Origin of the sequence: Pseudoduganella sp. (assembly GCF_041914865.1) — a bacterium.
Taxonomy (GTDB): domain Bacteria; phylum Pseudomonadota; class Gammaproteobacteria; order Burkholderiales; family Burkholderiaceae_D; genus Rugamonas.
The window spans coordinates 42,840-63,696 of record NZ_JAYSCO010000017.1 but is presented as its reverse complement, the minus strand read 5'-3'; the positions used below and the strand labels follow the sequence as shown (position 1 = coordinate 63,696).

Sequence of the window (20,857 nt, the reverse complement as noted above, 5' to 3'; positions counted from 1 at the left end):
TACTGCACTTTTGGTGCCTACTCTCACGGGAACCCGGGAGTATAGCACAGGTTTTTCAAACCCGGTAAACCTGGGTCAGACCCAAGGGTCAGACCCATAACGGCACAACGGCCGCAGGTTTGGGTCCAGGCTTTTGACTATTTAAGAAAGTCAAAAGCCCCAACCCCAACCTACGGCCGTTGCTTAGACGGGGTCTGACCCTTGGGTCAGACCCCGGTTCACCGGGTTTACTTCTTTTTCTTAGGCGCCAGCACCATAATCATCTGGCGGCCTTCCATCTTCGGGAACTGCTCGACCTGGCCATGCGGCTCCAGGTCAGCCTTCAGGCGCTCCAGCATGCGCATGCCGATGTCCTGGTGGGCCATTTCACGGCCACGGAAACGGAGGGTGATCTTGGTCTTGTCACCATCCTCCAGGAACTTGATCAGGTTGCGCAGCTTGATGTTGTAGTCGCCATCATCGGTGCCCGGACGGAATTTGACTTCCTTCACCGAGATCACCTTCTGCTTCAACTTGGCCTCGTGCGCCTTTTTCTGTTCCGAATACTTGAACTTACCGTAATCCATCAGTCGGCAGACTGGAGGATTCGCGTTCGGCGCGATCTCGACCAGGTCGACATCCGCCTCTTCCGCCAGGCGGAAGGCTTCGGCCAGGCTTACGATGCCCAGCGGTTCATTGTCTACGCCCGACAGACGCATTTCGGGGTAGGTGATCTCGCCATTGATGCGATGGGACTTGTCAGTAGCTATTGCAGTTTCCTTCAATGTTGGTTAGTTGGCCGGTTGCGGGGGCTTCCCACATCAGGCTTTGGTAGCGACATCGTTCTGGAGTCGCTCCACCAGGGCCTCGATCGACATGACGCCCAGATCGACATTGCCCCGGGCACGCACGGCCACGGTGTTGGCATCCCGTTCTTTGTCGCCCACCACGAGGATGAAAGGCACTTTTTGGACGGAATGTTCGCGGATTTTATACGTAATCTTCTCGTTGCGCAAATCTGCAGCAACGCGGAACCCCAGCTTGCGCAGCTTGGATTCAAGCGCTTTACAGTAATCCGCCTGCGCATCGCTGATGTTCAGAATCGATACTTGCTGAGGAGCAAGCCACATCGGCAGCGCACCAGCATAGTTCTCGATCAGGATGCCGATGAAGCGCTCCAGCGAACCCACGATTGCACGGTGCAGCATGACCGGCGTCTTGCGGGTGTTGTCATCCGCCACATACTCGGCGCCCAGGCGGCCCGGCATGAAGAAGTCGACCTGCATGGTGCCGACCTGCCATGGGCGGCCCAGCGAATCCTTCAGGTGGTACTCGATCTTCGGACCGTAGAAAGCACCCTCGCCCGGCAGCTCAGTCCAGGTCACGCCGCAAGCGCGCAGGCCCGAGCGCAGCGCCTCTTCCGCCTTATCCCACACCTCATCGTCGCCGATACGGTTATCCGGACGCAGCGCCAGCTTCACATCGATGTTCTCGAAATGGAAATCTTTATAGACTTCCATCGCCTGCTGGTGGAACGCCACCACTTCCGGCTCGATCTGCTCGTTGGTGCAGAAAATGTGGCCATCGTCCTGGGTAAAGCCACGCACGCGCATGATGCCGTGCAGCGCGCCGGACGGCTCATTGCGGTGGCACTGGCCGAACTCACCATAGCGCAGCGGCAGGTCGCGGTATGAACGCAGGTCGCTGTTGAAGATTTGCACGTGGCCCGGGCAGTTCATCGGCTTCAGCGCGTAGGAACGGTTCTCCGACTCGGTCACGAACATGTTTTCGCGATAGTTATCCCAGTGACCGGTCTTGCCCCACAGCGAAGCGTCCAGGATCTGCGGCGCCTTCACTTCCTGGTAGCCGTTCTCCTGGTACTTGCGGCGCATGTACTGCTCCACCTGCTGCCAGATGGTCCAGCCCTTCGGATGCCAGAACACCAGGCCCGGCGCCTCATCCTGGAAGTGGAAGAAGTCCAGCTGCTTGCCCAGTTTGCGGTGGTCGCGCTTCTCAGCCTCTTCCAGCTGGAACAGGTACTGCTCCTGGTCTTCCTTCTTGGTCCACGCGGTGCCGTACACACGCTGCAGCATTTCGTTCTTGCTGTCGCCGCGCCAGTAAGCGCCGGCCAGCTTCATCAGCTTGAAGACTTTCAGCTTGCCGGTCGACGGCACGTGCGGGCCACGGCACAGGTCGGTGAAGTTACCCTCGGTGTACAGCGACACATCCTCGTTCGACGGGATCGACGCGATGATCTCAGCCTTGTAATGCTCATTGATCGACTTGAAGTACGCCACAGCCTCATCGCGCGGCAGCACTTTACGGGTCACCTGCTCGTCCTTCTTCGCCAGCTCCTGCATTTTCTTCTCGATCGCCACCAGGTCATCCGGGGTGAACGGGCGCTTGTAAGAGAAGTCATAGTAGAAACCGTTCTCGATAACCGGACCGATGGTCACTTGCGCATCAGGGAACAGCTCCTTCACCGCGTAAGCCAGCAGGTGCGCGGTCGAATGGCGGATCACATCCAGGCCTTCAGGATCCTTATCGGTCACGATGGCGACGTCGGAGTCCTTCTCGATCAGGAAGGAAGTGTCAACGACTTTGCCGTCAACCTTGCCGGCCAGGGCGGCTTTGCCCAGGCTGGTGCTGATGTTGGACGCAACTTGCGCAACCGTTACTGGGGCATCGAATTGACGGATGGAACCGTCGGGCAGTCGGACTGAAACCATCATGGATCTCCGGAAGAAAAAAGGTAATGCAGGAAAATAGGGACGAAAAAAAACGCGGGCTAGCCGCGTTTTTCTTCATTTTGAACAAGCAAAAGAAAGCCGATCGACTAGCGTCACTCACCAAACTTGATGGTAGTTCGCGGTGTCATAACCGGTGTGCCTTTCTCGCTCTTACAAAGTGTCTGGTGGGCGGTGAGGAATTCGAATCCCCGACCCCCTGGATGTCGACCAGGTATTCTAACCAGCTGAACTAACCGCCCGTTGTCTTTTGCAATCGTACTACATGTTCTGGTGGGCGGTGAGGAATTCGAATCCCCGACCCCTTGGATGTCGACCAAGTATTCTAACCAGCTGAACTAACCGCCCGAGAGCCAGCATTATAGAGAGGTGTTCCGCCCGTGACAAGTGTTTTCCCAAGAAAACATTGCTGATATATTCAAACCCATGCAAAACCACGATTCCACCCACCTCCACGCCCACCTGGACGGCGACGCCCAGCACGCCCATTACAACGAACACCGCAGCCAGACCGCCCTCGCCGTCGCCCTCGCGCTCACCTTAGGCTTTGCCGTGGTCGAAGTCGGAGCCGGCTTCATCGCCAACTCGCTCGCCCTGATTTCCGACGCCGGCCACATGGTCACCGACGCCGCCGCACTCGGCCTGGCCCTGCTCGCGCAACTGATAGCCAAACGCCGCCCCTCAGCCCGCTACTCTTTCGGCTTCGGCCGCGCCGAAGCGCTCGCCGCATTCGTGAATGGCCTGGCCATGCTGCTGGTGGTCGGATGGATCGTCTTCGAAGCCATACAACGCTTCGCCCAACCCGAACCGGTGCAAGGCAGCACCGTCCTCGTAGTAGCCGGGATTGGCCTGTGTATCAACCTGCTGGTCGCCTGGAGCCTGTCGCGCGACAAAGAAAGCCTGAACACCCGCGCCGCCCTCGTGCACGTACTGGGCGACCTGCTCGGCTCAGTCGCCGCCCTGATCGCCGGCGGCGTCATCATGGCAACTGGCTGGATGCAGATCGACCCCATCCTCTCGCTGCTGGTTTCGCTGCTGATCCTGAAATCCACGATCAGCGTACTGCGCGAATCCTTCCACCACCTGATGGAAGGCGTGCCCGACAATGCCGACTACACACAGATCGGCGCCGACCTTGCAGCCGTGCCCGGAGTGGTATCGGTACACGACCTGCACGTATGGGAAATGTCCCCCGGCCAGCCCGCCCTGATAGGCCACCTGCAGATTGCCGACCTCCAGCAATGGCCCGCCATCCTCGACCAGGTAAAAACCCTCCTCCGCACCCGCCACGGCATCGACCACATCACCCTCCAGGCCGAACCCTAAAATCGGAGCCAAAAATCGGGGTCAAAAATCGGGGTCAAAAAATCGGGGTCAGGTCTGACATTCGGACATGCAGCACACACATTTGATGCACCTCAATGCATGCCGAATTCCCAGAATGCGCGCATGGACGATAGTTGCAATGATGAATGCTTTGATAAATATCAAACTTCATGCTCGGTTGTCCGATTGTCAGACCTGACCCCGAATTTCCAAATTTGATAACATTGCGAAATATTTAACTTCGCGATGCATCATGAACACTTTGTTGCGGTTTGTGGGGGCGGTCATTTGTGCCCTTGCGCTGGGGGCTTCGGCGGGATATGCCTTGCTTTCGCTTGCGCCTTGCCATTGGTTTGGGTCCTCTTTTGAGGGCGCCTGCGGCTTCAGGGCCTTAGGGGTTGCCGCGATGCTGGGGGTTGTCGTGGCGTCGGTCAGTTTTGTGTTGCTGCTGCGCTTCGTCCTTGCCAACGTTTCGGCGGCTTCTGCGCCAACTGTCCGAAGCGATACACCGAGGAAGCTCGTCATCTTGTGGGTGGGGCTGTTCATCCTCGACCTTGCCGCACCTATGGTCGCCATCCTCCTGCCGTCCTGGACCTTCGATTTCGTGTATTACCTGACCTATCTGCCGTTGATGGCACTCCTTGTTACTTCGGCATTCCTGGCGCCCTACCGCGGTTATCCGTCGGCCATCGCGTTGATTGGCCTCGTGCCGCTGGCCGGGGTGCCGGTTGTTGGGGTCTTGCTGCTCCTTTCTAAATCCAGACTGGTTGGTTCGTCCGCATGAAATTACTTGTTTTCGGAAATTCGGGTTCGGGCAAAAGTACTTATGCCCGTGCTGCTGCAGAAAAACATGGGCTGGTGCATTTGGACCTGGATTCAATTGTCTGGGAGCCTGGGAAAATAGCCGTGCTGCGCCCTGCCGCTGATATTGATGCGTCGTTGCGGGCCTTTATTTCGGCTAATCCGATGTGGGTTATCGAGGGCTGTTATGGTGATCTGGTCCAGCAGGCAGCGCCTTTTTGCACCCAACTGGTATTCCTTAATCCAGGAGTGGATGCCTGTCTCGCCAATAACCTGCACCGTCCGTGGGAGCCGCATAAATATGCCTCCCTTGAAGAGCAGGATGCGATGCTGGCGACTTTGCAGGATTGGGTCGCGGGATATTATGAACGCCGGGATGCGTGGTCATATATCGCCCATCGCGCCATTTACGATGCATTTGCAGGCGCGAAAATAGAGCTCACCACCAGCGCTTAAGCCCGCGTGGGCTGTGACGGGCGATGCGTGCGCCCTCTCCGCGCCAGGAGTTGGCTGCAATGCGCTAACCATTGGCACGACGGGCGCGGCTTTGCACTATGGCGTGAGGGGCCGCTGGGGCGCGGGGCTGCCAGCGGCCCCTCGCCAACTCATCGGCGAGGGGATGGGTGCGTCAAGCGCGGCGTGCTTCGAGGATGCCGCTGACTTCGCTAATTGCGGCGAGGGCCTTTTGCAATTGGCTGGTGGCGCTGATTTCAGCCGTAAATGTCATGCGGGCTTGGCCCTTGGCGGATTGGGTATTTACGCCGATAACATTAATTTTCTCGCGCGAGAAAATCTCGGAAATATCACGCAGCAAACCTTGGCGGTCTGTGGCCAGCACAAACAAATCGACGGGGAATACCGTATCTGATTTTGCCTTGCCCCATTCGGTAACAATTACCCGCTCTGGCGCCTTGGCGCGCATTTCGGCGAAGTTTTTGCACGAGGCGCGGTGAATAGATACGCCTTTCCCGCGCGTGACGAAACCAACAATCGGATCGGGCGGGGCCGGTTTGCAGCATTTGGCTAATTGCGTCATCAGGCCGTCGGTGCCGACAACCAGCACGCCTGATTTAGCGCCGGATTCAACGCTGGAGGTACGGCTTTTACTGATCGCCACCTGGTCGACCACGGCCTCTTCCGATTCAACCGGATCGCGCAGCGCCATTTCAACGTGGCGCAATGAGAATTCATCTTTGCCGACGGAGAGGAATAAATCATCGACTTTGCCAAAGCCGAGTTTTTGCGCCAGGGCTTCCAGGTTGACGGCGGTCTTGCCTTCGCGCTGCAGCGATTTCTCGACCAGCGAACGGCCGTTCGCTACCGTTTCCTGGATATCGATCGCGTGGAACCAGGCGCGTACTTTGGTGCGGGTGCGGTTGGAAACCGTGTAGCCGGGGCTGAGCCAGTCGCGCGATGGGCCGGCGGTGCCGGGTGCGCCTTTGGCGGTAATAATTTCGCAAGTTTGCCCGCTTTTCAAGGCGGTGTTCAGCGGCACCATTACGCCATCGACGCGCGCGCCGCGGCAGCGGTGGCCGACGTCGCTGTGCAGGTGGTAGGCGAAGTCGATCGGGGTGGCGCCGACCGGCAGTTCGATCACGCGCGCCTGCGGCGTCAGTACGAAGATGCGGTCGTCCAGGGAGGCCGACTTCAGCTTTTCGACCCATTCGCGCTGCTGGTCTTCGCTGCCGACCACAGCGTCGGCGACCTCGGTCTTCCAGGCCAGCAGCTGGCGCAGCCAGGCGATCTTTTCGTCGTATTGCTGGCCTTTGAAGTTGGAGCCGCCCTCCTCTTTGTAGCGCCAGTGGGCTGCCACGCCGTATTCGGCGAAATTGTGCATTTCCTGGGTGCGGATCTGTACTTCGAGGGGGCGGCCGTCGTCTGCCGTCACCACCGTGTGCAGCGACTGGTAGCCGTTCGGCTTGGGACGGGAAATGTAGTCGTCGAACTCTTTCGGGATCGGGGTCCAGATATTGTGGACCACGCCGAGTACCGTGTAGCAGGTCTTCACGTCGTCCACGATGACGCGGAAGGCGCGCACATCGTACAGTTCCGAGAAGTCCAGCTCCTTGCCCTTCATCTTGTTCCAGATGGAGTAGATGTGCTTGGGCCGGCCGAACACTTCGGCCTTGATGCCTGCGGCTTCCAGTTCGGACTGCAGGCGCGCGATGGAGGATGTGACGAAGCTCTCGCGCGCCATGCGCTTCTCTTCGAGCATCTTCGCAATGCGCTTGTAGGTGTCGGGTTCAATGAAGCGGAAGGACAGGTCCTCCAGCTCCCATTTGACCTGCCAGATGCCGAGGCGGTTGGCCAGCGGCGCGTACAGGTCAAGGGTTTCGCGGCCGTAGGCGCGGGTGACGTCGTCAAAGCGCTTGATCTCGGCGAAGTAGCGCAAGGTGGAGCAGCAGGACGCCAGGCGCACCAGCACCACGCGCATGTCGGTGGCCATGGCCAGCAGCATCTTGCGCAGCGATTCCACCTGGGCCACCGCCTGCTGCGCCGCCGTCTTGGTGCGGGCGGCGCTGCCGGAGGAGGCCAGGGTCAGTTCGCGCAGGCGGATCAGCTGGCGCACGCCGGTGACCAGGTCGTTCACTTCCTTGCCGTAGCGCGGTTCGATGGAGGGGGCGGTGTCGGCGTCGAGCAGGGTCAGCTCGAACATCAGTGCTGCAATGCGGGTTTCCGCATCGGTGCGCAGGATGGCCAGTGTGCTGGCCACCCCGATGACAAATTCCAGCGCATCCTGCCCGTGGCCGGTAATGCGGCCGGCATATGCTTCGCTGGCGTGGTCAAGCGCGGCCAGCACGCGCGCTCCATCGTCTGCGGACAAGCCTTGTACCAGCTGGTCCGTCGTTGCGCTATTGAGAGCCGCGATTGAAACCATTACAAAATCACCATCAATGTTGGGCGGCCGTCACCACGATTTCGAGCAGCCATTCGGGACGGGCCAGTTGCGCGACCACGGTGGCGCGCGGCGGGGTGTTGCCTTCGACGACCCACGCATCCCACACTTCGTTCATGCCGGCGAAGTTGGCCAGGTCGGTGATGTAGATCTGCGCCATCAGGATGCGCGACTTGTCGCTGCCGGCTTCGGCCAGCAGGCGGTCGATCTGCGCCAGCACGTCGGCGGTTTGCGCCTTGATGTCGCCGCCCACTTCCGGCACCATGCCGGCCAGGTAGATGGTGCCGTTGTGGACTGCCATTTCGGACAGGCGTTTACCTACGTGAAAACGTTTGATTTCCATTCTTCTCTCTTCAGCTGTTCAACAAAAAATCCTTGGCGATGGCGATCTGGTCGTCATGCAGGAAGGTCGGCGCGTGGCCTACGCCCGGAATCTCCACCAGGCGCGCCTGCGGGCCGCGCTGGGTCATCATCTGCGCGGTTTCGCGCGACAGCAGGTCGGAATGCTCGCCGCGCACCAACAAGGTCGGGCAGCGGATCGCATCGTAGGCGGCCCACAGCGCCGCTTCGTCGGCCTTGGCCGATTCCGGCGTGACCGACTGGAACGGTTGCGCCAGGCCCATGTCGTAGTGGCGCACCCAGGAGCCGTCCTTGTCCTGGCGCAGCACGTCGGCCGCCAGCTTGCGCCATTCGGCGTCGGTGTGCGGGCCAAAGGTGACCGAGACCATCTTCACGAAGTCGGCGCCGGCTTCAAAGGTTGGGAAGCGCACATCCTGGGCGATATAGTCGCCGATGCGCTGGATGGCGGTCCAGTCCAGGGTCGGGCCGATGTCGTTCAGTACCAGCTTGCGGATCGGGCTGTCCGGCAGCGAAGCCAGGCCCATGCCGATCAGGCCACCCATCGAGGTGCCGAACCAGTCCACGCTCTGCTTTTCGCTGTTGGCCAGCACGCGCGCCAGCAAGGTCACCATATCGCTGACATACTGCGGAATGCGGTACAGCTGCGGATTGCGCAGCTTGCCGGAGCGGCCGCGGCCCACCACATCGGGCGCCACCACACGGTAATCCTTGCACAGCGACTGTGCAAGATTATCGAAATCGTCCGCCACGCGGGTCACGCCGTGCACACACACCAGTACATTAGGGTTGTCCTGCTCGCCCCATTCCTTATAGGCCATCTGGTGCAGGCCGGACAGGGAGAAACACTGGACGGATTTGATTTTTGCTTCAGGCATGCGGCTTCTCGCTCCTTGGTTTTTGCGCTACATTCTACATTGGCTAACAAATTATAGGGGACTCAATGGGCAGCACCACTTTGCGCGGCAAAACCGCACTCGTCACCGGCTCTACTTCCGGCATCGGCCTGGGCATTGCGCGCAGCCTGGCTGCGGAAGGCGCCAACATCGTGCTGAACGGCTTTGGCGATGCCAATGAGATCGCCAAACTGCAGGCAGCGCTGGCTTCCGAGTTCGGCGTGCAGGCCGGCTACCACGGCGCCGACATGAGCAAGCCGGCCGAAATCGAGGCGATGATGAACTACGCGGCCAGCACCTTCGGCGGCGTGGATATCCTGGTCAACAACGCTGGTATCCAGCACGTGGCCAATGTGGAAGACTTCCCGGCCGAGCGCTGGGACGCCATCATCGCTATCAACCTGACTTCGGCCTTCCACACCACGCGTCTGGCGCTGCCGCATATGAAGGCGCGCAACTGGGGCCGTATCATCAACCTGGCGTCGGTGCATGGGCTGGTGGCGTCGGCCGGCAAGTCGGCTTACGTCGCGGCCAAGCATGGCCTGGTCGGCTTTACCAAGGCTACCGCGCTGGAGACGGCGAAAACCGGCATCACCTGCAACGCCATCTGCCCGGGCTGGGTGCTGACGCCGCTGGTACAGAAGCAGGTCGATGCGCGCGCCGAGAAGGATGGCTTGTCGAATGAAGCCGCGAAAGCGGCCCTGCTGGCGGAAAAACAGCCGTCCGGCGAGTTCGTCACGCCGGAGGAGCTGGGGGCGATGGCGGTCTTCCTGTGTTCCGACGCGGCGCGCCAGATGCGCGGCGTGGCGTGGAATATGGACGGAGGCTGGGTCGCTCAGTAAGAACCGGTTCCGCCCTTGTGGTTAACCACAATGCGGATACTCACAATAGCGGCAACCATGGCCGTTTGACATGATGGGGACATTCGGAGACAAATCGAGGTCCTCATCATGGAAAAGAAACCCTTCTACAAAATCCTGTACGTGCAGGTGCTGTTCGCGATCGTGTGCGGCGTCCTGCTCGGCATCTACCTGCCCACCGACGCGGTGGCCATGAAACCGCTGGGCGACGGCTTCATCAAGCTGATCAAAATGATCATCGCGCCGGTCATCTTCTGCACCGTGGTGAGCGGCATCGCCGGCATGCAGGACGTGAAGAAAATCGGCCGCGTCGGCGGCAAAGCCCTGCTCTACTTCGAAGTGGTGTCCACCTTCGCCCTGGTGATCGGCCTGGCCGTCGCCAACTTCATGCAGCCGGGCGCCGGCTTCAACGCCGACCCGCACACCCTGGACACCAAGTCCATCGCCCAGTACACCGAAAAGGCCAAGGCGCAATCCACCACCGACTTCGTGATGAACATCATCCCGAACACCGTGGTGGACGCATTTGCCAAAGGCGACATCCTGCAGGTGCTGCTGGTGGCAGTGCTGTTCGGCTTTGCCCTCTCCATGCTCGGTGAACGCGGCCGCCCGGTGACCAAGCTGATCGACGAAATCTCGCACGCCTTCTTCGGCATGGTCAACATCATCATGAAGGCCGCCCCGATCGGCGCGTTCGGCGCCATGGCCTTCACCATCGGCAAATACGGCATCGACTCGCTGCTGCCGCTGGCCAAGCTGATGGGTTCCTTCTACCTGACCTGCGCGCTGTTCGTCTTCATCGTGCTGGGCGGCATTGCCAAGTACACCGGCTTCTCGATCACCCGCTTCATCTCCTACATCAAGGAAGAGCTGCTGATCGTGCTGGGCACCTCCTCCTCCGAAAGCGCCCTGCCATCGCTGATGCGCAAGCTGGAAAAGCTGGGCGCTTCCAAGCCGGTGGTCGGCCTGGTGGTCCCGACCGGCTACTCCTTCAACCTGGACGGCACCAATATCTACATGACCATGGCCGCCCTGTTCGTGGCCCAGGCCACCAACACCGACCTGACCCTGATGCAGCAGCTGACCATCCTCGGAGTCGCCATGCTGACCTCGAAAGGTGCCTCCGGCATCACCGGCGCCGGCTTTATCACCCTGGCCGCCACCCTGGCCGTGGTACCGACGATTCCTGTGGCCGGCATGGCGCTGATCCTCGGCATCGACCGCTTCATGAGCGAATGCCGCGCCCTGACCAATTTCGTCGGCAATGGCGTGGCCGCCGTGGTGGTCGCCAAATGGGAAGGCGAGCTGGATATGGCAACGATGCAGCGCGAACTGGCCAACCCCACCCCGTTGGCCGCGCCAATCGCCCCGGTCGCAGCCGAGCCCCTGGCCGCAACCGCCGAGTAAAAGCCTGCCGCAAAAAAAATAGGGACGTACCCCATTTTTCGCTCCGCGAAAATGGGGTACGTCCCTTTTTTTTGCTGTTTAGAAGCTGAGTTCGACGCCGGAGGCGGCGCTGATTTGCTCGCGGGTCACGCCTGGCGCCAGCTCGGTGACTTTGATGCCGGTCGGGGTCACTTCCATCACGCCCAGGTCGGTGATGATCATGTCCACCACGCCAACGCCGGTCAGCGGCAGGTCGCATTTCTTCAGCAGCTTGTGCGAGGTCGAACCATCCTTGGCGGTGGCGACGTGTTCCATCAGCACTACAACCTTTTTCACGCCGGCCACCAGATCCATGGCGCCGCCCATGCCTTTCACCATTTTGCCCGGGATCATCCAGTTCGCCAGGTCGCCTTTCTCGGATACCTGCATCGCGCCCAGGATCGCCAGGTTGATCTTGCCGCCACGGATCATGGCGAAGGAATCAGCCGAGCTGAAGTAGGCGGCGCCTGGCAGCGCGGTCACGGTCTGCTTGCCGGCGTTGATCAGGTCGGCGTCTACTTCGTCTTCGGTCGGGAAGGGGCCGATGCCGAGCAGGCCGTTCTCCGATTGCAGGAATACTTCCATGTCCTGCGGCACATAGTTGGCGACCAGGGTCGGCAGGCCGATGCCCAGGTTCACGTAGAAGCCGTCTTGCAGCTCTTTCGCCGCGCGCGCGGCCATTTCATCACGGGTCCATGCCATGTTCTTGTCTCCTTAGTTGGCACGCACGGTGCGCTGTTCAATGCGTTTTTCAGGGTTGGCGTTGAGCACGATGCGGTGCACATAGATGCCTGGCAGGTGCACGGCGTCCGGGTCGATGGCGCCCACGTCCACGATCTCTTCCACTTCCACCACGCAGATCTTGCCGGCGGCAGCCACGTTCGGGTTGAAGTTGCGCGAGGTCTTGCGGAACACCAGGTTGCCCGATTTATCGGCTTTCCAGGCCTTGACCAGCGACACGTCGGCCACCAGCGAGCGCTCCATCACGTACTGTTCGCCGTCGAATTCACGGATTTCCTTGCCGTCGGCGACGATGGTGCCGACGCCGGTCTTGGTGAAGAAGGCCGGGATGCCGGCGCCGCCAGCGCGCAGCTTCTCGGCCAGCGTGCCTTGCGGGGTGAATTCCAGTTCCAGCTCGCCGGCCAGGAACTGGCGCGCGAATTCCTTGTTCTCGCCCACATAGGACGAGATCATCTTCTTGATCTGGCGGGTTTCCAGCAGCTGGCCCAGGCCGAAGCCATCCACGCCGGCGTTGTTGGAAATGGCGGTCAGGCCAGTGGCGCCGCTGTCGCGCAGCGCGGCGATCAGGGCTTCCGGAATGCCGCACAGGCCGAAACCGCCCACGGCAATGGTTTGGCCGTCGGCCACGATGCCGGCCAGGGCGGCCTTCGCATCCGGGTAAATCTTATTCATTTTGTCTCCTCGCTCAAATTGCACAATAGGCCAGATGGGGTTTGAGGATAGAATACGCCCGGCCAAACATCAATACCGTAGAAATACCGCAATGCCGATCGATTACGCCTCCATCTTCCAGTTCGCGCCGGTAGGCATGTGCGTCTCCGACAACCGCGTGATCCAGGCCGGCAACGACGCCCTGGCCACCATGTTCGGCTACGGCGCCGGCGCGCTGGACGGGCAATCGTTCCAGCTGCTGTATCCCACCCAGGATGAATACCTGCGCACTGGCGACCGCATCATTCCCATCATGAACGCCAAGGGCCGCTATTCGGACGAACGCATCATGCGCCGCGCAAACGGCGAGCTGTTCTGGTGCCATGTGACGGGCCGCGCGCTCGACCCGGCGCAGCCGCTGGGCGCGGGCATCTGGACCTTCGAGGATTTGTCGGAACAGCGGCCAGTATCCGCCGCCCTCACCCCGCGCGAACGCGAAATCGCCGCGCTGCTGGTGGAAGGCAAGACCAGCAAGCTGATCGCACGCGACACGGGCCTGTCGCCGCGCACGGTGGAAATGCACCGCGCCAGCCTGATGCGCAAGTTCGGCGCCGCGACCGCGACGGAACTGGTGCACAAGCTGGCCGGCGCGCGCTGAAGCGGCTTAGCCCGCCAGCATGCCGTCGTCGGCCGAGATCACTGCGCCGTTGATGAAATGGGCATCGTCGCCCGCCAGCAGGAGCAGCAGGCCATCCAGGTCCTCCGGCTTGCCGGCGCGCTTGCGCGGCAGCATGTCGATCAGGCGTTTGCCCTGCTCGCTGGCGAAATAGTCCTCGTTGATTTCAGTTTCGATATAGCCGGGGCAGATGGCATTGGTGTTAATGCCATACTTGCCCCACTCCACCGCCATGGCCTTGGTCATGTGCACCACGCCGGCCTTGCTCATGCAATAGACGCCGATCTGCGGCAGCACGCGCATGCCGGCCACCGAAGCGACGTTGATGATGCGGTGCTGCTTGCGCGGATCGCCCTTGGCGCGCGCGATCATGCGCTTGGCGGTTTCCTGCGCCACGAAGAAGGCCCCGCGCAGGTTGCAATCCATGACAAAGTCATAATCGTCGGGCGTAACGTCCAGCAAACGTTGCGTCATTGATACACCGGAATTATTCACCAGGATATCGATCGGTCCGGCCTCAGTCTCGGCATGTGCGATCGCCGACTTGATGCTGCCGTAGTCGGTCACGTCCAGCGTGACCACGTGCGCCGCACCGCCGTCGGCTTCGATTTCGGCGCGCAACTCCTTCAACCGCTCGATCCGGCGCGACGCCAGCACCACCTGGCAGCCCGCCTTGGCCAGCACTTTCGCAAACCGTGCGCCCAGGCCGCTGGAGGCGCCTGTGATCAGGGCAATCTTGCCCTCAAAATTTACTTCGATCCCCACCGACTGCTCCTCATGATTCCGTTCCGCCATCATGACACAAAAAACTGCCTTATTAGATTGCCACGTCTAATATTAGCCCTCACAATGGCGCCACCGTTGCAATCCCAAGGAAAAAAGAGCACACTCGTTCTATTTCCCGCACCAAATTTCACCATTCTTACAAAAATACTATGAGCAACCTTGTAGAACAGTACGGCCCACGCGAGGCAATGGAGTATGACGTTGTGATCGTTGGCGGCGGCCCTGCTGGCCTGTCGGCAGCGATCAAGATCAAGCAGCTGAACGCGGACATTTCCGTGGTCGTGCTCGAAAAAGGCGGCGAGCTGGGCGCCCACATCCTGTCCGGCGCCGTGATGGACCCAAAAGCGCTCACCGAGCTGATCCCTAACTGGAAAGAGCTGGGCGCCCCGCTGAACACCCCGGTCACCGAAGACCGCGTGCTGTTCCTGAGCGAAACCAAGGCGTACAAGACCCCCAACTTCATGCTGCCGAAGTGCTTCGAGAACCACGGCAACTATGTGATTTCCCTGGGCAATGTGGTGCGCTGGCTGGGCCAGCAGGCCGAAGCCCTGGGCGTGGAAATCTTCCCCGGCTTCACCGGCGCCGAAGTACTGTACAACGATGATGGCTCCGTTAAAGGCGTGGCCACCGGCAATATGGGCGTCAAGCGCGACGGCGAGCCAGGCCCTGACTTCCAGCTCGGCATGGAACTGCACGGCAAATACACCCTGTTCGCCGAAGGCGCGCGCGGACACCTGGGCAAGCAGCTCATGGCCAAGTTCGACCTGAACAAGGGCAAAGACCCGCAATCCTACGGCATCGGCATTAAAGAACTGTGGGAAATCGACCCGGCCAAGCACCAGCCAGGCCTGGTGATCCACACCACCGGCTGGCCGCTGGACAGCAAAACCTACGGCGGCTCCTTCCTCTACCACCTGGAAAACAACCAGGTGATGATCGGCTACGTGGTGGGCCTGGACTACGAAAACCCATACCTGTCGCCGTACGAGGAATTCCAGCGCTACAAGACCCACCCGGAAATCCGCACCTTCCTGGAAGGCGGCAAGCGCATTTCCTACGGCGCCCGCGCCATTACCGCCGGCGGCCTGCAATCGCTGCCGAAGCTGGTGTTCCCGGGCGGCGCCCTGATCGGCTGCGACGCCGGTTTCCTGAACATGAGCCGCATCAAGGGTTCGCACGCCGCCATCAAGTCCGGCATGCTGGCAGCCGAATCGGTGGTGGAAGCGCTGGGCGCCGGCCGCACCGGCGACGAACTGGCCAGCTACCCGACCGCCTTCGAACAGTCCTGGCTGCACGAAGAGCTGCACGTGGCGCGTAACGTCAAGCCATGGCTGAAGAAAGGCCTGTACCTGGGCTCCCTGATGACCGGCATCGACCAGATCATCTTCCGCGGCAAAGCGCCATGGACCCTGCACCACTCGACCCCGGACCACGCCTGCCTGCGCCCGGCCTCGGAGTTCGCACCGATCAACTATCCCAAGCCGGATGGCAAGCTGACCTTCGACCGCCTGTCCTCGGTGTTCATCTCGAACACCAACCACGCCGAAGACCAGCCGATCCACCTGACGCTGAAAGACGCCTCGGTCCCGGTCAATGTCAATCTGGCAAAGTTTGCCGGCCCGGAATCGCGCTACTGCCCAGCCGGCGTCTACGAATTCGTCAAAACCGACGAAGGCCAGGACCGTTTGCAGATCAACGCCCAGAATTGCGTACATTGCAAGACTTGCGATATCAAGGACCCGACCCAGAACATCGTCTGGATCACCCCCGAAGGCGGCGGCGGCCCGAACTATCCAAATATGTAAGCAAAAAAAATGGGGCCGTACCCCATTTATTTGGCAACAAAGGCGGCCCGCGGGCCGCCTTTTTGTTGCCGAAAAAATGGGGTACGTCCCCATTTTTCGGGGGGGAGGAAAAAAAAATCGAAAAATTTCTCTACGGAATTTAATGCCGGGCGCAAAACGGTCGTCCTGTACTTCTGAGAGCGCAGAGACTGCAGCTTCTCTGTACGAACGAACCTACCCCAACAGGAGTTTTAAATGCTGAGCCTTCACACCAACAATGCGGCACTGTCCGCCCAGAACTCGATCTCCCGCACGCAGACCCACCTGTCGACGTCGATGACCCGCCTGAGCACTGGCTTCCGCATTAACTCGGCGATGGACGACGCAGCAGGCCTGCAGATCGCAACCCGTCTGAAAGTGCAAACCAGCGGCATGAACGTCGCTATGCGCAACACCCAGAACTCGATCTCCCTGATGCAAACCGCCGAGGGCGCGCTGGACGAAGTGACCTCCATCCTGAACCGTATGAAGGACCTGGCAACCCAGTCCGCCGACGGCTCTTCGACCGATGACGACCGTACCGCAATGCAGGCTGAGTATGACTCCCTGATCAGCGAACTGTCCAACATCACCACCAACACCAAGTTCGGCGGCACCGCGCTGCTGACCTCCGGTACCGGTAAGATGGCTACCACCATCGACTTCCAGATCGGTGCCGACGGCGCAGAAAAGCTGACCGCTGACTTCACCACCGAACTGACCGCCCTGCACACCGACATCGGCGCTGCCGCTGTAGGCTACGACGGTGCAACCGGTGTCGCAGTTGCCGCACAAGGTACCGACGTGCTGACCGCTGGCGCCGCTAACGGCTCCATCAACAAGCTGACCACCGCAATCGACACCGTGTCGGCCCTGCGTTCGAAGCTGGGTGCCGTGTCCAACCGTCTGGACCACGTCTACAACAACTTGTCGAACATTTCGACCAACACCAAGAACGCAACCGGCCGCATCATGGACACCGACTTCGCATCCGAGTCCGCATCCATGACCGCATCGCAGATGCTGCTGCAAGCTGGCACCGCAATGCTGAAGCAGTCCAACAGCCAGTCCTCCCTGGTCCTGTCCCTGCTGCAGTAATCGCGTAACGCGCACTGAAAAGCCAACCGCGCGCGGTTGGCTTTTTTTATATCGCCGTATTACTATCAGTTTTTATGGCAATCGATCGCATCACCCCGTCCAATCCGGCCCTGAGCATCCACGATCGCCAGGTCCGCGAAAATCCCGGCCAGGTCCACGCCCAGCCGGTACCGCCCGTCGCCCAGCCTCCCGGCGATGCGCCCGACTTCGCCCTGCAAAGTGGCTTGCCGGCAGCCGTCGGCGCCCTGATCGAAGCCATGGAAGGCGCGCAGCGCGGCAGTGCCGCCGCCAAAGCCGCCGCCACCGCCGGTGCCGCGGCCGGCGCCATGCTGGCGCACGAGTCGCTGTCGATGCAGCCGAACCAGTTGTTCCCCCTGCGCCAGCTGGTCTGGCACACCCCCGATACCAATATGCTGGCCGCGTCCTGGCAAGTGATGGTGCGCACCTACAGCGAGCAGCGCGGCGCGCTGATGCAGCAGCAGGAAGGCCGCCAGCTGCCCGCCAGCGTGTTCATGGCCGACCCGCCGCCGCCCGTGCTGCGCGATAGCCGCGCCTTCCCCGGCATGGTGTCCGAGCTGGATGCCTGGCGTTTCGCCGTCTATGCCTGGGGCGCCGAGAAGCTGACCCTGCGCGTGGTGGCGCGCGATCCCGGCCAGGATGGCCCCGACCAGCGCCGGCGCCGGCCGCGCATCGCCGTGCGCCTGGAGATGACCCTGCCCGACCTGGGCAAGGTGGTGGTGCAGATGGAACCGGCCGAACTGGGCGTGGTGCTGGAAATCGGCGCCCCTGGCAACGAGGCCATGCAGCAGATGCGCGAGCTGCTGCCGCAGATCGCCACCATCATCGGCCGCTGCGGCCTGCAGATCGTGCGCGCGCGCCTGATGCGCGAGCTGTCGCCGGTCAATCCCCTCGATAACGAGCCGACCCGCACCCAGATCGCGCTGCTGAGCACCGCCGTCTTCAAGGCGATGGCGGAAGTGGCCGTGTTCCTGTCGCAGCCGCGCTTGCCGGAAGAAGCGCTGTCGGCCTAGTCCAGTAGCCGGGCTCGTTGTAGATCGCCTTCAGCTCATCAATAAAGAAGCGGATCTTGGCCGGCAGGTGACGCTGCTGCAGGTAGACCGCCATGATGTCGTAGTCCGGTAGCGCAAAATCATCCAGCACCGTAATCAGGCTGCCCTCCGCCAGCTGGGCCTGGATCTCCCACGTTGAACGCCACGCCAGGCCCAGGCTTTCGCACGCCCAGCGGTGCAGCAGCTCGCCGTCGTTGCAGTCCAGGTTGCCCTGCACCCGCACCGTCACCGCCTTGCCGCCCTGCTGGAAGTACCAGCCGCGCTGTTGACCACCCTGCAGGTTGAAGGCCAGGCAGTTGTGCTTCGCCAGGTCGTCCAGCGTGCGCGGGATGCCGTGCCGCTCGAAGTATTCCGGCGTGCCGCACACCACGCGCCGGTTCTTCGCCAGACGCACGGCGACGAAACTGGGATCGATCACGCCGCCGATACGGATGCCCAGGTCGTAGCCTTCGCGCACCAGGTCAATCACCTGGTCGGTCAGGTTGAAGGAAATCTGCACGTCCGGATTGGCGGCCAAAAAACCCGGCGCGTGCGGTGCAACATGCTGCCGCCCGAACGAGGCCGGCGCCGACACGATCAGGTGCCCGGTGGCCTTGTGCCGTCCCTCCGAAATATTGCGCTCGGCAACCTCTAGCCCAGAGAGCAGCTTGCGGCAATCCTCCAGGAACACATTGCCCTGCTCGGTCAAGGTCAGGTGGCGCGTAGTGCGGTGCATCAGTTTGACGCCCAGGCGCTTCTCCAGCGCATCGATGCGCCGCCCCAGCATGACCGGCGTGATGTTCTGTTCCAGCGCCGCGCGCGCCAGGCTGCCCTTCTCGACCACGGCCACAAAAGCCTCGATTTGCTTGAGTTTATCCATGGCCTTGATTATTCCATACCCAGAGTATTGAATGAAACGATTTTTTATCGTCTTATCAGGGGAAGTGATCGCCTATAGCATACAAATCATTCATAACACACTCATCAGGAGATCACCGTGGCTAAGATGACAGCAGCTGAAGCAGCTGTTCACGTACTGCAGAAGGAAGGCATTACGGTCGCATTCGGCGTGCCGGGCGCCGCCATCAATCCGCTCTACGCAGCACTGAAGAAGGTCGGCAAGATCAAGCACATCCTGGGCCGCCACGTCGAAGGCGCCTCGCACATGGCCGAAGGCTACACCCGCGCCGCGCCGGGCAATATCGGCGTCTGCATCGGCACTTCGGGCCCGGCCGGTACCGATATGATCACCGGCCTGTACTCGGCCCAGGCCGACTCCATCCCCATCCTGTGCATCACTGGCCAAGCGCCGCGCGCCCGCCTGCACAAGGAAGATTTCCAGGCCGTGGACATCTCGTCCATCGCCAAACCGGTCACCAAGATGGCGACCACGGTCCTGGAACCGGCCCAGGTGCCGCGCGTGTTCCAGCAGGCTTTCCACCTGATGCGCTCCGGCCGTCCCGGCCCGGTGCTGATCGACCTGCCGTTCGACGTGATGATGGCGCAGATCGAGTTCGACCCGGAGACCTACACCCCGCTGGAAGCCTTCAAGCCGCGCGCCTCCCGCGCCCAGGTCGAGAAGGCGCTGGAAATGATGAACGAGTCCGAGCACCCGCTGATCACGGCGGGCGGCGGCATCATCAACGCCAACGCCTCCGCCCTGCTGCAGGAATTCGCGGAGATCGTGAACGTGCCGGTGATCCCGACCCTGATGGGCTGGGGTACCATCCCCGACGACCACCCGCTCATGGCGGGCATGGCCGGTCTGCAGACCAGCCACCGCTACGGCAACGCCACCGTGCTGGCATCCGACTTCATTATCGGCATCGGCAACCGCTGGGCCAACCGCCACACCGGCTCGGTCGATGTGTTCACCGAAGGGCGCACCTTCGTGCACGTCGACATTGAACCGACCCAGATCGGCCGCGTGTTCGGCCCGGACCTGGGCATCGTGTCCGACGCCGGCTATGCGCTGGAGCTGTTTGTCGAAGTGGCCAAGGAATGGAAGGCCGCCGGCAAGCTGCGCGACCGCAGCGGCTGGGTGGCACAATGCCAGACCCGCAAACGCACCATGCTGCGCAAGACCGACTACGACAACGTGCCGGTCAAGCCGCTGCGCGTGTACGAGGAAATGAACAAGTACTTCGGCCGCAACACGCGCTACGTGTCCGCCATTGGCCTGTCGCAGATCGCCGCCGCGCAGTTCCTGCACGTCTACCAGCCGCGCAACTGGATCAACTGCGGCCAGGCCGGCCCGCTGGGCTGGACCATCCCGGCCGCGCTGGGCGTGCGCGCCTCCGACCCGAGCAGCGACATCGTGGCGATTTCGGGCGACTACGACTTCCAGTTCCTGATCGAAGAGTTGGCAGTCGGCGCGCAATTCAAGCTGCCTTACATCCACGTGCTGGTGAATAACTCCTACCTGGGCCTGATCCGCCAGTCGCAGCGCGGTTTCGACATGGACTACTGCGTGCAGCTGTCCTTCGAGAACGTGAACGCGCCGGAACTGAACGGCTACGGCGTCGACCATGTGGCCGTGGTGGAAGGCCTGGGCTGCAAGGCGATCCGCGTGCACAAGCCGGACGACATCATCCCCGCCTTCGAACAGGCGCGCGAACTGATGGCCAAATTCAGCGTGCCGGTGGTGGTGGAAGTGATCCTGGAGCGCGTGACCAATATCGCCATGGGCACCGAGATCAACGCCATCAACGAATTCAACGACATCATCGACGCCGCATAAGGAACC

General features: G+C 61.3%; 19 protein-coding genes and 2 tRNA genes. 10 read left to right on the top strand and 11 right to left on the bottom strand.

Going from position 1 to position 20,857, the window contains the following annotated elements; genetic code table 11:
- Positions 1 to 227: 227 nt before the first annotated feature.
- From infC to ACE3TQ_RS10650, 4 genes are all read right to left on the bottom strand, one after another.
- Positions 228 to 764 carry a translation initiation factor IF-3 gene (gene infC / locus ACE3TQ_RS10665; protein WP_374582114.1) on the bottom strand — a complete coding sequence of 179 codons (537 nt, stop codon included), beginning with the start codon at positions 762 to 764 and terminating at the stop codon, positions 228 to 230.
- A 36-nt stretch (positions 765 to 800) separates the two neighbouring features.
- Positions 801 to 2,708, bottom strand: a complete 1,908-nt coding sequence (thrS, locus tag ACE3TQ_RS10660; protein ID WP_374582145.1) for a threonine--tRNA ligase — start codon at positions 2,706 to 2,708, stop codon at positions 801 to 803.
- Positions 2,709 to 2,891: 183 nt separating this feature from the next.
- Positions 2,892 to 2,968 (bottom strand) — tRNA-Val (locus ACE3TQ_RS10655).
- Positions 2,969 to 2,997: 29 nt separating this feature from the next.
- Positions 2,998 to 3,074, bottom strand: a tRNA-Val gene (locus ACE3TQ_RS10650).
- Between the two features lie 78 nt (positions 3,075 to 3,152).
- On the opposite strand from ACE3TQ_RS10650, the gene ACE3TQ_RS10645 reads away from it, so the two are divergent.
- The 3 genes from ACE3TQ_RS10645 to ACE3TQ_RS10635 all read left to right on the top strand — a co-directional run bounded on the left by ACE3TQ_RS10645 (position 3,153) and on the right by ACE3TQ_RS10635 (position 5,309).
- On the top strand, positions 3,153 to 4,052 hold the full coding sequence (locus tag ACE3TQ_RS10645) for a cation diffusion facilitator family transporter (protein ID WP_374582113.1): 900 nt from the start codon (positions 3,153 to 3,155) through the stop codon (positions 4,050 to 4,052).
- A 253-nt stretch (positions 4,053 to 4,305) separates the two neighbouring features.
- On the top strand, positions 4,306 to 4,836 hold the full coding sequence (locus ACE3TQ_RS10640) for a hypothetical protein (RefSeq protein ID WP_374582112.1): 531 nt from the start codon (positions 4,306 to 4,308) through the stop codon (positions 4,834 to 4,836).
- The gene (locus ACE3TQ_RS10635) at positions 4,833 to 5,309 is read left to right on the top strand and encodes a hypothetical protein (RefSeq protein WP_374582111.1); all 477 of its coding nucleotides are present in this window, start codon (positions 4,833 to 4,835) and stop codon (positions 5,307 to 5,309) included. The genes ACE3TQ_RS10640 and ACE3TQ_RS10635 overlap by 4 nt, the downstream gene beginning before the upstream one ends.
- A gap of 172 nt (positions 5,310 to 5,481) precedes the next feature.
- On the opposite strand, the gene ACE3TQ_RS10630 is transcribed toward ACE3TQ_RS10635, so the two are convergent.
- Genes ACE3TQ_RS10630 through ACE3TQ_RS10620 form a run of 3 tightly spaced genes read right to left on the bottom strand, consistent with a single transcriptional unit; the run spans position 5,482 to position 8,984 of the window.
- The gene (locus ACE3TQ_RS10630) at positions 5,482 to 7,731 is read right to left on the bottom strand and encodes a bifunctional (p)ppGpp synthetase/guanosine-3',5'-bis(diphosphate) 3'-pyrophosphohydrolase (RefSeq protein WP_374582109.1); all 2,250 of its coding nucleotides are present in this window, start codon (positions 7,729 to 7,731) and stop codon (positions 5,482 to 5,484) included.
- Between the two features lie 13 nt (positions 7,732 to 7,744).
- Complete coding sequence (locus ACE3TQ_RS10625) at positions 7,745 to 8,092, bottom strand: RidA family protein (RefSeq protein WP_374582108.1); 348 nt, start codon at positions 8,090 to 8,092, stop codon at positions 7,745 to 7,747.
- A gap of 10 nt (positions 8,093 to 8,102) precedes the next feature.
- Positions 8,103 to 8,984 (bottom strand): alpha/beta fold hydrolase, encoded by an 882-nt coding sequence (locus tag ACE3TQ_RS10620; RefSeq protein WP_374582107.1) that lies wholly within the window; start codon positions 8,982 to 8,984, stop codon positions 8,103 to 8,105.
- 65 nt (positions 8,985 to 9,049) lie between these two features.
- Between ACE3TQ_RS10620 and ACE3TQ_RS10615 the strand changes: the two genes are divergently transcribed.
- Positions 9,050 to 9,844, top strand: coding sequence for a 3-hydroxybutyrate dehydrogenase (locus ACE3TQ_RS10615; RefSeq protein ID WP_374582106.1), 795 nt, complete (start codon positions 9,050 to 9,052; stop codon positions 9,842 to 9,844).
- 108 nt (positions 9,845 to 9,952) lie between these two features.
- Positions 9,953 to 11,269 carry a dicarboxylate/amino acid:cation symporter gene (locus ACE3TQ_RS10610; protein WP_374582105.1) on the top strand — a complete coding sequence of 439 codons (1,317 nt, stop codon included), beginning with the start codon at positions 9,953 to 9,955 and terminating at the stop codon, positions 11,267 to 11,269.
- A 78-nt stretch (positions 11,270 to 11,347) separates the two neighbouring features.
- On the opposite strand, the gene ACE3TQ_RS10605 is transcribed toward ACE3TQ_RS10610, so the two are convergent.
- Entirely contained in the window at positions 11,348 to 11,989 is a 642-nt protein-coding gene (locus ACE3TQ_RS10605) for a CoA transferase subunit B (protein ID WP_374582104.1), read from the bottom strand.
- 12 nt (positions 11,990 to 12,001) lie between these two features.
- The gene (locus tag ACE3TQ_RS10600) at positions 12,002 to 12,700 is read right to left on the bottom strand and encodes a CoA transferase subunit A (RefSeq protein ID WP_374582103.1); all 699 of its coding nucleotides are present in this window, start codon (positions 12,698 to 12,700) and stop codon (positions 12,002 to 12,004) included.
- Between the two features lie 91 nt (positions 12,701 to 12,791).
- Between ACE3TQ_RS10600 and ACE3TQ_RS10595 the strand changes: the two genes are divergently transcribed.
- Positions 12,792 to 13,337, top strand: a complete 546-nt coding sequence (locus ACE3TQ_RS10595) for a LuxR C-terminal-related transcriptional regulator (protein WP_374582102.1) — start codon at positions 12,792 to 12,794, stop codon at positions 13,335 to 13,337.
- 6 nt (positions 13,338 to 13,343) lie between these two features.
- On the opposite strand, the gene ACE3TQ_RS10590 is transcribed toward ACE3TQ_RS10595, so the two are convergent.
- A complete protein-coding gene (locus tag ACE3TQ_RS10590) occupies positions 13,344 to 14,150 on the bottom strand; it encodes an SDR family oxidoreductase (protein WP_374582142.1) in 807 nt (268 codons plus the stop codon).
- Positions 14,151 to 14,329: 179 nt separating this feature from the next.
- Between ACE3TQ_RS10590 and ACE3TQ_RS10585 the strand changes: the two genes are divergently transcribed.
- The 3 genes from ACE3TQ_RS10585 (at position 14,330) to ACE3TQ_RS10575 (ending at position 18,093) form a co-directional block, all read left to right on the top strand.
- Positions 14,330 to 15,946 (top strand): electron transfer flavoprotein-ubiquinone oxidoreductase, encoded by a 1,617-nt coding sequence (locus ACE3TQ_RS10585; protein ID WP_374582140.1) that lies wholly within the window; start codon positions 14,330 to 14,332, stop codon positions 15,944 to 15,946.
- A gap of 234 nt (positions 15,947 to 16,180) precedes the next feature.
- Positions 16,181 to 17,062 (top strand): flagellin, encoded by an 882-nt coding sequence (locus ACE3TQ_RS10580; protein WP_374582101.1) that lies wholly within the window; start codon positions 16,181 to 16,183, stop codon positions 17,060 to 17,062.
- A 74-nt stretch (positions 17,063 to 17,136) separates the two neighbouring features.
- On the top strand, positions 17,137 to 18,093 hold the full coding sequence (locus tag ACE3TQ_RS10575; protein WP_374582100.1) for a hypothetical protein: 957 nt from the start codon (positions 17,137 to 17,139) through the stop codon (positions 18,091 to 18,093).
- On the opposite strand, the gene ACE3TQ_RS10570 is transcribed toward ACE3TQ_RS10575, so the two are convergent.
- Positions 18,023 to 18,991, bottom strand: a complete 969-nt coding sequence (locus tag ACE3TQ_RS10570) for a LysR family transcriptional regulator (RefSeq protein ID WP_374582099.1) — start codon at positions 18,989 to 18,991, stop codon at positions 18,023 to 18,025. The genes ACE3TQ_RS10575 and ACE3TQ_RS10570 overlap by 71 nt on opposite strands.
- Before the next feature lie 117 nt (positions 18,992 to 19,108).
- Here ACE3TQ_RS10570 and gcl point away from each other — a divergent pair, with 117 nt between their 5' ends.
- Positions 19,109 to 20,851: a glyoxylate carboligase gene (gene gcl, locus ACE3TQ_RS10565; protein WP_374582098.1), complete on the top strand. Its 1,743-nt coding sequence runs from the start codon at positions 19,109 to 19,111 to the stop codon at positions 20,849 to 20,851.
- Positions 20,852 to 20,857: the final 6 nt, after the last annotated feature.

Coding starts and splice junctions, on each gene's coding strand:
- ACE3TQ_RS10595 (WP_374582102.1), top strand. CDS start 12,792: ATGCCGATCGATTACGCCTCCATCTTCCAGTTCGCGCCGGTAGGCATG.
- ACE3TQ_RS10635 (WP_374582111.1), top strand. CDS start 4,833: ATGAAATTACTTGTTTTCGGAAATTCGGGTTCGGGCAAAAGTACTTAT.
- ACE3TQ_RS10600 (WP_374582103.1), bottom strand. CDS start 12,700: ATGAATAAGATTTACCCGGATGCGAAGGCCGCCCTGGCCGGCATCGTG.
- ACE3TQ_RS10585 (WP_374582140.1), top strand. CDS start 14,330: ATGGAGTATGACGTTGTGATCGTTGGCGGCGGCCCTGCTGGCCTGTCG.
- ACE3TQ_RS10605 (WP_374582104.1), bottom strand. CDS start 11,989: ATGGCATGGACCCGTGATGAAATGGCCGCGCGCGCGGCGAAAGAGCTG.
- ACE3TQ_RS10615 (WP_374582106.1), top strand. CDS start 9,050: ATGGGCAGCACCACTTTGCGCGGCAAAACCGCACTCGTCACCGGCTCT.
- ACE3TQ_RS10610 (WP_374582105.1), top strand. CDS start 9,953: ATGGAAAAGAAACCCTTCTACAAAATCCTGTACGTGCAGGTGCTGTTC.
- ACE3TQ_RS10580 (WP_374582101.1), top strand. CDS start 16,181: ATGCTGAGCCTTCACACCAACAATGCGGCACTGTCCGCCCAGAACTCG.
- ACE3TQ_RS10625 (WP_374582108.1), bottom strand. CDS start 8,092: ATGGAAATCAAACGTTTTCACGTAGGTAAACGCCTGTCCGAAATGGCA.
- ACE3TQ_RS10575 (WP_374582100.1), top strand. CDS start 17,137: ATGGCAATCGATCGCATCACCCCGTCCAATCCGGCCCTGAGCATCCAC.
- ACE3TQ_RS10570 (WP_374582099.1), bottom strand. CDS start 18,991: ATGGATAAACTCAAGCAAATCGAGGCTTTTGTGGCCGTGGTCGAGAAG.
- ACE3TQ_RS10590 (WP_374582142.1), bottom strand. CDS start 14,150: ATGGCGGAACGGAATCATGAGGAGCAGTCGGTGGGGATCGAAGTAAAT.
- ACE3TQ_RS10645 (WP_374582113.1), top strand. CDS start 3,153: ATGCAAAACCACGATTCCACCCACCTCCACGCCCACCTGGACGGCGAC.
- ACE3TQ_RS10640 (WP_374582112.1), top strand. CDS start 4,306: ATGAACACTTTGTTGCGGTTTGTGGGGGCGGTCATTTGTGCCCTTGCG.
- thrS (WP_374582145.1), bottom strand. CDS start 2,708: ATGGTTTCAGTCCGACTGCCCGACGGTTCCATCCGTCAATTCGATGCC.
- ACE3TQ_RS10630 (WP_374582109.1), bottom strand. CDS start 7,731: ATGGTTTCAATCGCGGCTCTCAATAGCGCAACGACGGACCAGCTGGTA.
- ACE3TQ_RS10620 (WP_374582107.1), bottom strand. CDS start 8,984: ATGCCTGAAGCAAAAATCAAATCCGTCCAGTGTTTCTCCCTGTCCGGC.